12 protein-coding genes are annotated in these 14,008 nt (G+C 44.8%); 3 read left to right on the top strand and 9 right to left on the bottom strand.

From position 1 onward, the window contains the following. Positions 1–52 precede the first annotated feature (52 nt). From NST58_RS04510 to NST58_RS04500, 3 genes are all read right to left on the bottom strand, one after another. Complete coding sequence (locus NST58_RS04510; RefSeq protein WP_143762704.1) at positions 53–547, bottom strand: hypothetical protein; 495 nt, start codon at positions 545–547, stop codon at positions 53–55. A gap of 2 nt (positions 548–549) precedes the next feature. Continuing rightward, a complete protein-coding gene (locus NST58_RS04505) occupies positions 550–1,914 on the bottom strand; it encodes a Dyp-type peroxidase (protein ID WP_339246483.1) in 1,365 nt (454 codons plus the stop codon). 239 nt (positions 1,915–2,153) lie between these two features. Next, on the bottom strand, positions 2,154–2,708 hold the full coding sequence (locus NST58_RS04500; protein WP_339246481.1) for a hypothetical protein: 555 nt from the start codon (positions 2,706–2,708) through the stop codon (positions 2,154–2,156). Positions 2,709–2,881: 173 nt separating this feature from the next. On the opposite strand from NST58_RS04500, the gene NST58_RS04495 reads away from it, so the two are divergent. Then, positions 2,882–3,100 (top strand): hypothetical protein, encoded by a 219-nt coding sequence (locus tag NST58_RS04495; protein WP_339246479.1) that lies wholly within the window; start codon positions 2,882–2,884, stop codon positions 3,098–3,100. Between the two features lie 80 nt (positions 3,101–3,180). Here NST58_RS04495 and gshAB read toward each other — a convergent pair whose 3' ends face one another. Together gshAB and NST58_RS04485 are read right to left on the bottom strand one after the other, a co-directional pair. Beyond that, entirely contained in the window at positions 3,181–5,511 is a 2,331-nt protein-coding gene (gene gshAB / locus NST58_RS04490) for a bifunctional glutamate--cysteine ligase GshA/glutathione synthetase GshB (RefSeq protein ID WP_076306719.1), read from the bottom strand. Positions 5,512–5,530: 19 nt separating this feature from the next. Continuing rightward, on the bottom strand, positions 5,531–6,883 hold the full coding sequence (locus NST58_RS04485; protein WP_339246476.1) for an MATE family efflux transporter: 1,353 nt from the start codon (positions 6,881–6,883) through the stop codon (positions 5,531–5,533). Between the two features lie 318 nt (positions 6,884–7,201). Between NST58_RS04485 and NST58_RS04480 the strand changes: the two genes are divergently transcribed. Both NST58_RS04480 and NST58_RS04475 read left to right on the top strand, forming a co-directional pair. Beyond that, entirely contained in the window at positions 7,202–8,113 is a 912-nt protein-coding gene (locus NST58_RS04480; RefSeq protein ID WP_076306717.1) for a winged helix-turn-helix domain-containing protein, read from the top strand. A 69-nt stretch (positions 8,114–8,182) separates the two neighbouring features. Further along, positions 8,183–9,457, top strand: coding sequence for an MFS transporter (locus NST58_RS04475; RefSeq protein ID WP_076279426.1), 1,275 nt, complete (start codon positions 8,183–8,185; stop codon positions 9,455–9,457). Between the two features lie 318 nt (positions 9,458–9,775). On the opposite strand, the gene NST58_RS04470 is transcribed toward NST58_RS04475, so the two are convergent. From NST58_RS04470 to NST58_RS04455, 4 genes are read right to left on the bottom strand one after another with little or no spacing between them, the layout of a single operon-like run. Next, a complete protein-coding gene (locus NST58_RS04470; RefSeq protein ID WP_036684891.1) occupies positions 9,776–10,504 on the bottom strand; it encodes an ECF transporter S component in 729 nt (242 codons plus the stop codon). Then, complete coding sequence (locus NST58_RS04465; protein WP_339246472.1) at positions 10,486–12,156, bottom strand: energy-coupling factor transporter ATPase; 1,671 nt, start codon at positions 12,154–12,156, stop codon at positions 10,486–10,488. The genes NST58_RS04470 and NST58_RS04465 overlap by 19 nt, the downstream gene beginning before the upstream one ends. Then, complete coding sequence (locus NST58_RS04460) at positions 12,129–13,019, bottom strand: energy-coupling factor transporter transmembrane component T (protein ID WP_081387201.1); 891 nt, start codon at positions 13,017–13,019, stop codon at positions 12,129–12,131. Before NST58_RS04460 ends, NST58_RS04465 begins: the two co-directional genes overlap by 28 nt. Beyond that, positions 13,019–14,008 carry a DUF4430 domain-containing protein gene (locus NST58_RS04455; protein WP_076130086.1) on the bottom strand — a complete coding sequence of 330 codons (990 nt, stop codon included), beginning with the start codon at positions 14,006–14,008 and terminating at the stop codon, positions 13,019–13,021. The genes NST58_RS04460 and NST58_RS04455 overlap by 1 nt, the downstream gene beginning before the upstream one ends.

The raw sequence follows: 14,008 nt of genomic DNA, 5'->3' as shown, positions 1-14,008 counted from the left end.
CTTTGTAATTTATCAGGAAGGAAAAGGGGACAAGGCCCCCTTTTCTAGTTTTTTAGCTTTGTGATGCGTCGAGCAGGTCATTCCAGGCCTTCGTAATTCGCTGTCCGCGCCAAATATCTCTGACCGTGGCATCGGGATAAGCACTGTACCAGCCGGATGCAGTGATCTGATGGTTGGCGATGAAGTCTTTCGCTTCCGAAGATTCAATTCCCGGAAAATCCTTCACTTCATTAAACATGTTATTCAACAACTCTGGAATTTCAGTTCCAAAATCATCGATATAACTATCCCAATCTCCATCATAAGCCGTCGCGAACAACAGCCGCGTGTCGTTATCAAAGATTACGAAGCGCATGTCGTGAACGGTCGCGATCTTCGCCATCGTTTCGGCTTGTCTCGATGCACTTTTTTTCAGCTTCTCACGGAGACGATCCGCCCCACCTTCTTTAAGCGGCGCAATGATGGTAAGCTCAGATATTTCACCTTCCCGCAGGCCGGCACGTCCAGCGCTTGTAATTGGATTAGTCTGATCTTGTGCTTCTAACATGTTTATTCCTCCTTAGATGTATGTTGATCCAACTCTGCCATCCACCGCAATGCAGTCATGCTGGGAACAAAGAAATACTCCCCGCCTTTGGTGATTGAAAAACTTGGAATTTCTTTCATCCGGTGGCGAATAGGTTTGTCCGGAATGGTAAACATCCCTTCCCCCTCATTCTTACCGGTAATAGGGTCTTTCTCGGTTGACATGCCCGCGAAATTGCCTCCATTTAACCAATCGCTCTTGATAAACTCGAATTGGCGGGACAATGAGCTGCATATACCTGCAAAAATAAGGCCTCTATCCTGACCATCATCCTCCATTACACCTTTTGGCAGTATAGGGCCATACATCGTTGACCGCCGGAGCAACCGGTGAATGTTCACATTAACAACCGAATCCTGCAAGCTGTCTCGGGGAAATGCACGACGGATATGCGAGCTTACCGGACATTTCAACCCTTTATGATCATCCCCATACGTAAATGCGTTCCGTCGGCTGACATCTTCGCCCAGTGCCGGATCATCTGCTTCAGGAGCCAGACTTAAAGGGGCTCCGCTCGGCCATCTTCCTACCATTTTAGCGGCCAAAAGTTCTTCCTCTTCCCGGTTATCCGCATGCTCCCGCAAATAACGACGGAAAGTCGCGACCCTCATATGCAATTTACGGAAACTGAGGTAACTTCCATTGTGGCCAAGTTCTGCCGGCTGTGGTCCCTGTGTTATAGTGCCGGATTCATTTAAATGCCCGAACAGGAATTCACCGGCTTTAATCTCCGCTTCCTGCCCCACCGCATTGGGTATATGGTTTCCTTCGATTCTCGGATTGCTGATTCCATCCATGAAGCCCAGATGAGTACGTCCGTCAGGATTCATTCCGACATCCAGCTGGTAAACGACGGATACACCATTCAGTTCGCAGTGGATTCGATGGGCTGCTTCTTCTGCTTGAAGCAGCGCTTCTTTGGTGGGCGCGAACAGAGCAAGCGCCACATCGACTTTGTCAGTACCCAGCGGGTCTTCCCAGTGCTCCGGGCTGCTTTCGTTTACATCCCCTAGCTTAGCTGCCCGGGCAGCCATGCCCTCCCGGAACTCCAGGTCGAAGCTGTTGAGTGACTCCTTGGGAATCCCCAGCTTCTGGAGTCCTTGATAGGTAAAACCAACGTTGACCCAAGCACCTTCGTGAGGATTATTCCACTGTCCGGCCGACGTCACTTCGTCGAGAAGCCGCTTCAGCATCACTTTCCCGTCCTGTTGATGATCGATAGACAGCAATACATAGGTTCCTACGTAGGGGGTAGGCCGTTCTTGTAAGACGATTCCTTGAATGTCATCATAATTCAGTTCTTCCGTTTCTGTACCTATGACGCTCACTCCTCCCTCGTCTTAAAGTTGTTTTCATAATATTAAAAACGGGTATTCTCTCATCCGTCTCTCGATCTAATTAAACTTAGCCCTAAATGGTTAATCAGGTTAACAGTCCTCCCCAACTAGACAATAACGGTACATTGTCTAAAAAATAGACACATCGTTAGATTTGTCTAAAATCGAGACAAAAAAGAGATATTCTAAAACCGGACCGGCTTTAGAACATCTCTTATCTTCGACTAACCTCACAAATCATATTCATAGTTATCAAACTTGCCATCTGATGCGAAGACATATTCGCAGATGTTCTCACCCCATCTAGCTATAACACTAAAGACGCGACCCGAAGTGGGAATATCACTGGTGGATGCTGGAGGGTTCACAAATTCATATTTCCCTTCGACGAGTGTTACAGGAACTTCTACAATTGGAAGCTGCGATTCATCAAAGCTCTCAGTTAGATAGGCCATCTTTACTGTGACTTCACTCGGTGCGTAATCTCCAAAGTCGACCTGCAGTTTCTCCCCTGGTTTCAAACGATGCAGCCTCGTTAGAAGCGTAGGTTCACTATGCCAAGCCGTATAGTAAAAGGAAGCCCGATCATATTCCGCTCCATTCCAGCTCGTCTTTAGAATGACATAATTATCTATAGCATCTGTACTATTCTCATGTGTAATGATAAGGGGCGACGGTTCAGCAGGACTTTTGAAAGAGCTCTCGGATTTACTCATTATTCCTCCGCGTTCCCCAAGCACCACCGCACCAATGATAACTACTGCCAACAGCATCAATGAAATCAATAATATCCTTTTAGACTTATTCCTATATTTGATAATAGCTCCCGCCTTTCCTTAAACTTCTAACCCTTCTTTCATTTAACACTTGATCATCAAGCCATGCAAGTAGGTAGCTGATGAATTATATAGAAAATCCAAGAGTTAACTCTCCTTCTATCATATTCTATTTCTAGGAGGTGAATATAATCATTTTCACCACGACATTTGGGGTTGCGATCAGCAGAGAAAATGAAGCTTTCGGTTTTACAGCAGTAGATATTCCACCACCAGCGGCTGTCGCAACAGGTCAAATTCAGTACACAGCAGAGATCTTCACAAATGCAGCTGCAACAGATCCCTTTAATAATGTCCAAGCCAGAAACTTTAGTGGCGTTGCAGCTGCGGGTAACTCCTAACATGAACATGTAGTGGGTGAGGGAGCGAATTGCCCCTTTAAAAACAGAAGCTCAACCAAAGGTACTGGTTGAGCTTCTGTTTATTCCCCAAATAATAGATTCAGAATCCGTTCATCCGCCTTTCGGTTCTTCCCTTTATAAGGATAACAATGAATATGAATCGCTGGATTAAAGTTAATCTCAATAACGCTATAGTTCGTATCATTGGCTTCTTCCTTGATGTCATCAATCATCATATCCACTCCACAAAAAGTGGCGCCCGCAGCTTTAGCCGCTTGAATCGCCAGAGCCTTATAACTATCTGGGATCTCATCTGTAAAATCCAGGCTGTCACCACCCGTGCTAATATTAGAGTTCTCCCGAAGATAGATGACTTCGTTTAATGGAGGAATATCACTCCAAGCCTGAGCGTGGTTGTTCAAGAACATCGCTTCTGCTTCACCGATCTGAATTTTCTCAAGTGGTGTCTTGTACCCACGGCCTCTTAACGGATCCTTATTCTTCTCGTGCACTAGTTGTTCAATCGTATGTACACCATCTCCAATCACATTTGCAGGAACCCTGTGCAATACTCCGACTACTTCATCACCCATGACAAGAAAACGATATTCTTTACCCGTCATGAATTCCTCTAGTAGCACTGTTCGATCAAACTCGAAGGCGATTTCGAAGGCTTTTTGATAATCTTCTTTAGAGAAGTCGTCTGTAAAAATAGTAATGCCGAGTCCAAAATTGGTTGATTTGGGCTTAATCACAATAGCCTTGTTACGGTAAGTGCCATGCGCATTCATTGCCTCTTCCAGATTTCGAAAAGCTTCTCCTGCGGGAACACGAATGCCTTGCTGTTTAAGAACTTCTTTCGTAACGATCTTATTCTCCATGATTAATACCGTACTATAAGAATCAAGGGAGGTCTTCGTAGCTTGCTTAATATATTCTTTATGATCACCTTGCGTAAGAACTACAAAGTTCTCTTCCCGATCGATCAATTGAAACTTAATGCCACGTTTAACCGCTGCCTTCAAAAGAAGCTGTGTAGATAGCTCCAGATCCTCATATCCCACAAAACGGTATCCATTCGCAAGACTTTCCTTAGCATATTGTTTAGCTTTATTCAGATGGTATTGTACAAAAGAGGATTGTTGAACTTCCGACTTCACAATAGCTGCAAAACTCCGGTCTGGCTCTACAATTTTATTCTTAGCTCCATGCAATACGTTCAAAAACACTTCATTCTCCGGGTTCAACAGTTGGATCATATTCTGCATCTCATGAATACAAGTTAATGCCTGCTGCTCCATCGTTGTACATGAATCCCCGTAATCATGCAAACATCCCTTTATTCCTTCCATGATTAGTTGATCATGATTAAGATTCGCCATCTTCTGATCCTCTACTCCGAACGGTTCGTCCTCCTTCAGCAGCATATACAGGATAAAAAGATGAATGAAAATCATCGTTTCTTTGCCGATTCCTATTTTGTAGAGTGGATTCAGATCAATAAACCGAAGCTCCAAATAAGCTATCCCATCTTGCATCAGTTCCTCTAAAGGGTGTTTGCCTCTTGCTGTCTTCACTCTAACCGGACTATAAAACTCTTTTACACTTAATAATTCTTCCGATTCGATCAAAGCTTGTAAATCATGAACATAATCCTTTAACGAAGCAAAAGATACATAAAGAGGTTTTTCATTTCGATACCCACATTCGCTATTCCGCAGTGAATTCATATTCTGATAATAAAAGCTTTTGTCGTCATCTGTTTCCCCGCGAGCTACACATTGTTCCATATAAGTCTTATCAAAAACAGGGCTGGCGCCTGTTAAATAGATAAGAAGCCAACGGTACCGCAATAGGTTACGGGCTATTTTTAAGTAGGTAGCGTCTTTGAATTCTTTAAAGCTCACCTGTGGATCTGTTATGTCATGAAGCTGTCTCAGAAATTGTTCATCAAAAGAGAAATTGTAATGGATTCCGCTCAGCAATTGTCTTTTGCGACCGTATTTGTCTGCTAGCTGATGTCTGTATTCATCCTCAATCGGATTACCCATCTTGGCAATGGGGATGTCCTGATCATTCGGTAGCCTTGGAGGATTACTACTTGGCCACAGATATTCTTCCTTGAGCTCAAGCGACACAATATCCTGCAGCGCCTCCAGAAAGTTATAAGTCTCATCAATAGAATCAAAAGAAGGGGTGACCATTTCAATTTGACTCTCTGAGAAATCGGTTTGAATATACGGGTTCTCCATTTTGTTGCCAAAAGCTTTAGGATGTGGTGTCAGCGCAAGTCTTCCCTCTGGATCCACTCTGACATTTTCTTTTTCCAATCCAAATTCGCCGTGAAAAAGCTCCTTATTCAAATGGTTATCCCTCAGAAGCTGTATGAGTTTACGATTTAATAAAGCCATTTCAACGATCATCCTTTGCTTAGTAGTTTATCTGCTGTTTGTTCATTTTGAATAAAGATCTATTAAACCAGAACACAAGAATAACCCCTTTAAACACACTGCTTAGAGCAATCGACATCCACACCCCATTCAAGCCAAAAGGTTCGGATAAAATCAAGGCTAGTGGAATTCGCAGTGCAGTAAATGTAATACTGAAGATCGGCGGGATATGAGTTTGGCCAATGCCGTTAAAAGCACCTACTGTCATCAATTCCATACACATAAATAATTGTGAGTAGCCAATGATGCGCATATAATCAGTGCCTAATTCCAGGCTTGTCTGATCTGATAAAAACAAGGAAAATAGCTGCTGCGGGAACGCAATAAATATAAGCGATATGATCACGCCAAAGATGGAGGTTAAGATCAAAGCCTTACGATATCCCTGCCCTATACGGTCCAATCGGCGTGCTCCATAATTTTGTCCAAAAAAGGCAGCAATAGCTCCCTGTAGTCCTCCAATAGTCATATAAGAAATAGATTCAATTTGAATCCCTACTTTTTGCACCGCAATCGCATCCGCCCCAAAACGTACAATGATCTTAGCAATGACGATCGATATGAGCGTAAAGGTGACCCGTTGGATTGTGATGGGAAGTCCCATACGAATTACTTCTTTCATTTGACGACTGTCCCATGCTGATGTGTTCGAAATGATTTCTGACTTTCTTGTCTTTATGATAAAAAGAGCCGTAACTAAGATGTTCGCTGTCAATGTTGCCGTGGCTGCCCCCGCTACTCCCCAACCTTCAAAACTGCCCCAGCCAAAAATTAAAAATGGATCAAGGACGATATTAACCATAAGACCAACGGAGTAGATCTGAAACGGTTGTTTACTATTTCCCATCGAGTTTAAGAGTGTGGCAAACAAAGTATTTACGATGGAAAATACCGTCCCGAAGATCGAAATCACTAAAAATTGTCGTGCCATCCGTTCAACTTCATCACTTCCAAGATCAAAAAAACCAATCAACTGATTGTTGGTCAACAGAACTAAGCTCATATAGAGAAGTCCTAATAAAATAGACATCATAAACCCGTTCTTAATATATGATTTAGCCTTCTCTATCTGGCCAGATCCCATACAAAACGCAACCTTAATCCCTGTACCGATCGTAATCATAGTCGACAATGCAATCGCTAGATTAATGAAAAAACTCGCCGTGCCAATCGCGGCAACAGGACCACTTCCCAATCTTCCAACCCAAATCATATCGACGAGGCCATAGGTTGTGGAGATGAAATTCGTCGCAATAATGGGAAGCGTTAATTTCATTAAGGTAGGCATAATAGGACCCTGAGTCAAATCATTCATGCCCTGAAATTCCTTCAAATCTAAAAACACCTTCTTCATCTGAGTTTCAGATTTATTATATAACCAAACACTTATATAATCAATTGATTATATTTGAGCAATCTACTCAGAACTCCTAAAAAGTATATAAATTGTGTAGACGTCAAAAGACAGTTCCTAGTGCACAAAATGTGCCTACCGGAACTGTCTTTTTTTCGTAATTAAAATTTCTTTTGTTTTCAGTCGAAAAGCTATTGAAAATGGAATATAGTTCGTTTACAATAAAACCAATAAAAAGTTCTATAATTATAGAACTAATAAATGTTTCAGTAACTTACTCAAAGGATGGAGAAGCTCATGGAATATAAAGTAGAAGTCGATTTTGCCCCCATGTATGAATGTGTGAACAGTATGACTGCTTTTCTAAGCAAGCAGAACCATACTGCTATGGATTCCGGTAAGCTCTGGGTACGTGAAGTACAAGCAAGATTTGCACCGATGTTGCTTCGTAAAATGCAAGAGGTCGTTAAGAAACTTGATGATTTCAGTTTGGCTCCCTACATTTGGTGCTGTCCAGTAGAACGTTCGGTTAGCAGCTTTCTGGATTGGTTTGATGGGTTAACTTCGGGTGAACTGTATGAAATATCTGGACGTTTCGGCCAATCGGTCCCCTCTAATCTTTCCGAGCTAAGGGACACTGCCTCTGACATCCTGCGCGAATGGAACGCGGGTTACTTCAATGGAATCGACCCTAATATCCTCAAAGGGCTTGAACAGGAAGCCGAGTCAAGACGAACGATACTGAATGGGAACAATGATATGGAAGTCTTTGAAGCAGCAACCGACGGAATGCGCCTCTATCCAACCGAACGTCTGAAGCAGGTCATTATCATTCCGCAATATCATGCCCGCCCACTGGTCACCACCTCTATGTTTGATGAATTCGTGTTCACTAGCTACTCTTGTGATGTTCTCCCTCCGGAAGCTGGCCGGCCTGCTCCAGCACTACTTCGCCTTACCCGGGCACTCTCGGATGAGACGCGGCTGTATATCCTTCGTTTGCTTACAGGCAAGCAGTTGAATTTCACGGAAATCGTGCGGGAAGTCGGACTTTCTAAAAGTACAATCCACTACCATCTGATCGCGCTGCGCGCAGCAGGGCTGGTCATTGTCCATACCAACGTTAAAAGCACATCGTATAGCCTGCGATTGGAAGCCTTAAATGGGCTACCGCAACAGATTGGGTCATATCTAGAGAGTCAAGCATAAACGCCTTAAGCGTCCTTATAAGGACGCTAAGCGTATATGCGAGAAATATAAGAAAGGAGCGAACAGGCTATGATAAAACGCAGCTATTATGGTTTACTCTCAACCATAACTTTAAGTGCTTTTGGGGATGCTTTTGGCTTGTTGGCTATGGAATGGCTCGTCTATGAGCTGACGGGTTCCAAACTAGCGATGGGAGCACTCGCACTCAGCTCCGGCATACCTGAGCTGCTGCTGCGCTTGCTGGGCTCGCCGCTGTCCGACCGACTCCACCGGGTACGCTTTATGGCCTGCTTGGCAGCCATTCGCCTGCTGGCTATAGCATTACCGCTTGGCATGGGTCTGGCTGGCCAACTGCAGCTGTGGCATCTGTTTGTCGCCGCTGGTCTCAGCGGGGCCTGCGCCGCCCTGTTCATGCCAACAGCCATGGCTGTTATTCCCGGCGTTGCCGATAGCCGGAAGCTGGTGCGGGCTTTTGCTATCATCGATGGCAGCAAAAGTGCAGCAGTCTTGCTGGGCCCCGCCCTGGCTGGGGCGTTGACCGCTGCCAGTGGCGCGCTGCCAGCCCTTAGCATCAACATGTTATGTTACGTTGCGGCCATCACTACCTTGCTGTGCCTGCAGAAGCTACCCAAGCCCTCTCCAGCTCCAGGCCGTTTCTCCATTGCCATCTACGTTCGCGAAATAGCTGAGGGTTTTACCTTCTATAAACAATTCCCCGCCATGCTTACGATAATGATGATGGCCTCTATTAGTAATCTAAGCTCAATTGCCGTCTGGACCATGATGGTTCCTTTTGTACGCGAAGTGCTCCACCGTGATGCGGCGACGATGGGCACACTTAGTACAGTTTTCGCACTTGGAACCTTAGTCGGGCTAAGCGTCATTTCCATGATAGGGGAAATTAAAAAGAGGCGGTTTGTCATGCTCGGAAGTCTGGGGACCATCGGTTTAGTTACAACATTATGGGGGTTATTTCCTAGTTTTTCTTTTGCTCTCGCCGCCGTATTCGCCACCGGAACGATAGGTCCCTTCTTCGGCTCCTTAAGCTCTTCACTCCATGGACGTCTGGTTCCGAGCAATCTGCAAGGAAGAGTCAACTCCATCCGTTTTTTAATCGGTGGCGGTTTACAGCCTTTTGGTGCTTTTGCCGGCGCCGCGATTGCTGAACTCTATGGTGTGCCTGCGCTTTTTGTCATCGCCGGCTTGCTTCCAATGCTCTGCGCCAGCGCAGCCTTGCTGCTCCCCGGACTCAAAACACTGGACGGTGACCTCTCCACACTTGAAGCCACTCATAAGCAGCCCGATGCCGGGGTTCCCCCGCACAAAGTTGTTGCTGAACGTTAAGTGAATCAAAAAAACAGGCGATACCGGATACCGGAACATCGCCTGTTTTTATAAGTTTTCACCTAGGAGCATCGCTACTAGGTATATTCTCTTTTCAGTGGCTTGTCACAGTGGCCTGATTCGTAGCCACTAGTTCCCCTCCCCCTTCCGGTAAAAACCGAAGCGGGAGGCGTTGAGCCTTTAGTTTGTGTTTGTGTGTTGGTGTTTTGGAATTCGCGCTGATAGCAGCGGAGAGAACGGACTGATTGTGGAAAAGCGGAGCGTCCGCCAGCGTAAAAAGCCCACAGCGCACAACGTCCAAAAGCTAACACCAAGAACCTAAGGCTCAATCAACCCATATTTCGTTTTTATCCGATCCAACTTCTCAATCATAGGATTAGCAATAAAAAACAAAAACACCACCGTCGAGATCGCATGCACCATATCAAACCAAAAACCTGAAATATAAGTGGTCATTAAAGCCGGCCATGAGAACTCTGAAGTGAACATCATCAGCGAGCCTATATTGATAATGCCTCCGTATACGAAAAACGTCGCTAAGCCTCCGAATATACACAGCGACAGCTTATTCTTTTTAAGCAGACCCTTCTTGAAGAAAATGCCCGCCAGGAAGCCAATGATGCCAAAACAAAACATTTGCCAAGGCGTCCAAGGCCCCTGCCCAAAGAAGAAATTCGAGACAAAGCCTGCAACAGCGCCAACCAGAAACCCTGCCTCCGCACCCAAGCTTACCCCTGCGATGATGACAATAGCAACCACTGGCTTAAACTGCGGCAACATAAAAAAGGCTGCGCGTCCCGCCACGGCAATGGCTGCTAACACCGCTATAACGATCAGCTCCCTCGCCTGCGGCTTCCGGTTCTCGAATACCATCGCAAAAGGAATCATCGTATAGATAACAATTAATAGACTGATAAAATAATACTTCCGATCATTTAGCACAAAGATGCCTAATAAAATCGTAGCTGGAATGACTATGAGGATTAGTAGTGCCGCTAATAAAGTTCGACGACTCAAACGACGATCCGTTATCTGCTTCTTTGACATAAATCAATCACACCCTCTATCGTTACTCCCTCATTCCATACATGACGCGCCATACGGTTGGCGGCCGTTGTATAGAAGCTGTTTCCCGCAAAAAACTTCTGTGCTTCATTCGTAGTGATGATACTTCCATCAAAAAACATGGCGCAGACCTCAGCGTATTTGGCACAAAATTCAACATCATGCGAGACCATTACAATAGTAACGCCTTCGGCATTGAGCTTTTGCAGGAATACGGCTAGCTTCTCTTTGAAGGGTCCATCCAGTCCTTTGGTCGGTTCATCCAACAGCAGAATCTTTGGTTTTAACAAAAGCACCTTCGCCAACGCTGCACGCTGTTGTTCTCCCCCACTGAGATCATACGGATGCATGGAGAGGAGATGTTCCAGTTCTGCGAACTTTACCACAGCTTCAACTCTGGCGGTTTTTTCTTCCTTCGTCAAAGAGAGCTGGGATAACATTTCATATAAATCTAGCTCGACTGTTTTTTTCACAAATAAGGTTTGCGGATTTTGCGGGAGGATGCCCAGATTGTTAGTAAACAACGCTTTGGCATTCATCTTCGCAGGGTTGTTCCCACCGATTAGAACTTTCCCTCTGTAAGGCTGAAGGATCCCGCTCATCAGCGACAGCGTTGATGTCTTCCCCGTCCCATTCCCGCCAACAATACAATAAAATTGCCCTTGCTTCACTTCAAACGACAAATCTTTAATGATATCCGGGCCATTTTTATCATATTTAAACCATACGTCCTTAAACTTTATGACTACAGGGCCGGCCTCTTTCGTGCTAGGCTGAGTTTCTGCCATCGTTGCAGGAGTCTTACCCTTTAGAAAAGCATCCAACCATTGGCGCCCTTCCTTCACAGTCACAGGCCACGCTAAGTCATGATCTACTCCTGCAACAATCTGCATCGGTGAGGGCATGGACAGAAACATCGGATGGTTCAGCTTACTTAAAGCCTCGCCCACCTTTTGCGGGGTATCATCGGCGATCACAACTCCCTCATTCAGCACAATCAACCGATCTGTAAGCGGAAGAACATCCTCTAGACGATGCTCGGTCATGATCACGGTTGTTCCCAGCTCACGATTTATTTTTTTGACCGTCTCCAGAAAATCGGAAGCCGCAATAGGATCTAGCTGGGAGGTAGGCTCATCGAGGATTAGAACCGAGGGATGCATAGCCATTATGGAGGCTAAGTTAAGCAGCTGCTTCTGGCCGCCTGATAACTCGGTCACACTTTTATGAAACCAGGTCTGGATCCCAAAAAAACTGGCCATTTCCGCCACACGCAGACGAATAGTAGAATGATCATACCCCAAGCTCTCCAGCCCAAAGGCAAGCTCATGCCATACTTTATCTGTCACTATTTGATTGTCCGGACTTTGGAGTACATAACCAATTTCCGCTGCCTGCGTTCTTTGATCAATCTCCTCTACAGGTTGACCCTTATAATAAATTGCCCCTTGGCGACTGCCATGTGGGGTTAGAATTGTTTTCAGTTGTCTAAGCAGAGTGCTTTTGCCACAGCCTGACTTTCCACAAATAGTAATGAAGTCTCCACTTTCAATCGTAAGATTAATATTCGAAAGAGCCGCTTGCTCTTGTTCAGGAAAAGTAAAGCTTAGTTCTTCGATTCGATAGATTTCCATTTCATTGCCTCCACCATATTGATGAGCACTGGGATCATACATAACGCAAAATAAGCGATATATATAAGAATACTAAAAGGCGTAATTGCGCTCGCTTTAATCGACGGATAGAATCTCATGGTGTTCTCACCCATCACTGCCCCTACGGCTACCAGCGCAATTAAACCTGTCATGATCAAGAGGGCTACTTTGTCTCGGGCATCTAACCGAAAGATAGAAAAGCTTGTACGGCCCGGCAATCCATACCCTCTCGATCTCATGGAATCCGCTGTCTCAATCGCATTTTCCAAAGCCCAGGTGGTCATAATGGAGAGGATCGTAATGCCATTCCGCGCACGCGCGAGGAGATTTCCCTGTGAGACATCCCGGCCTATACATTTTTGAGCATTAGAAATCACCTTGATTTGCGCTAAATATCTAGGAACAAAACGAAGCACCATCGAAAAAATCAACGACAGTGCCGGCAGTATTTTTCCGAATATATAAATAAACTTATCCGAGGTCATCACGACGTTATAACAGGAGAACCAAATAATTACCGTCACAAACATACACGCCGCTGCCACGCCATAAAGAATCGATTCCTTCGTAATAGGGTTCCCGTTGTTTAAATAGAACAAGATCGTTACCCCTTGATGATTAAAAACAGGATTCATCACTGCCATAAACAGCAGAAAAGGAATCATGTAAAGCAGATTAAATCGGATGCCCTTTTTTCCTTTTAACATAATTGAGTAGGCTACAGCACTAATAAGGGCAATCACTTGAAATATAGGATGCATGAACACCATGCTAAACAGCAATACAACAACAAAATATAGAAAATTCACAAACGGATGAAAGGCAGAAAAGCTATCCTTCATTATTTCTGAGCTCCTCCTGTGGTTACATAACCACCCACATCTCGACCTAGATCACAAGTGTATACCCAATCAATGACATCGCCATCTTTGAGAACATAACGGCTACTGCCGTAGTTAGGGAACCAGCCATTTACTTTGTACATCCATCCACTGAGCTCTCCAGCGTCGAATTCATACAGATTATTTATGCCTTCAATATAATTACTGTTATAGATCGGCGTCATGCTAAATTCCATATGGATTTTATTCTTTTTCATTTCTCTTAGTAAAACATCAAACACAGACTCACCTTCATAAAAGGTTACCTTCTGCGCTTTATAAATGATACCATCTGCCGGCAATACTTCAAGCTTATCCTGATTAAAAATATCCATGTTATCTAAAATTGTTGCCGCTGAGACGGACAAGGTAGCCGTTAATTGCTTCTTCTTATCTACCGTTGCATCTTGCCATTCCACTGGTTTAGGTTTCCCGCTTGGCACTGGATCGGTAAGAAATTTATCCTTTTTCGGTTCCTGCTTGGTTTCTGTTGTCGCTACTTTTGAATCAGGTTTTGTTACGGGTTTTGCCGTCGCTTTCGTTTCCGGCACGGACGTTTTAGCCGCTTTCGGCGTTGCGGTCGGTTGCTTCGTTGCAGCAGGTTTTGTTGTTGCGACCGGTGTTACAACTTCTGTTGGTGCTGCAGTTCCTGTTGGTGTTACAGCTTCCGTTGGTGTTGCCGATTCATTTGGTTTTAGGGTTTCAATGGGCTTAGCTGTTTCACTTGGCGTAGCTGACGGTGTTATCTCTGTTGTCTCGGTAGCGATGGCCTCAGTGGGTTCAACATCATCATTTGTTGCGGAAGCAGTGTTCTCTGGCTCTATAACCTGTGTCTCAACGCTACTATTTGCGACCTTGTTTGGGCTCTTCTGGTAATCCCCGCCCCAAAAGAAGGCGATAGCCAATACACCTATGATTAGTATCGCTGTTAACCATTTCTTCTTGTTCAT

The sequence above is a fragment of the Paenibacillus sp. FSL R10-2796 genome (assembly GCF_037965315.1).
GTDB lineage: Bacteria > Bacillota > Bacilli > Paenibacillales > Paenibacillaceae > Paenibacillus_AQ > Paenibacillus_AQ odorifer.
This window is presented reverse-complemented; position numbering and strand designations above follow the sequence as displayed.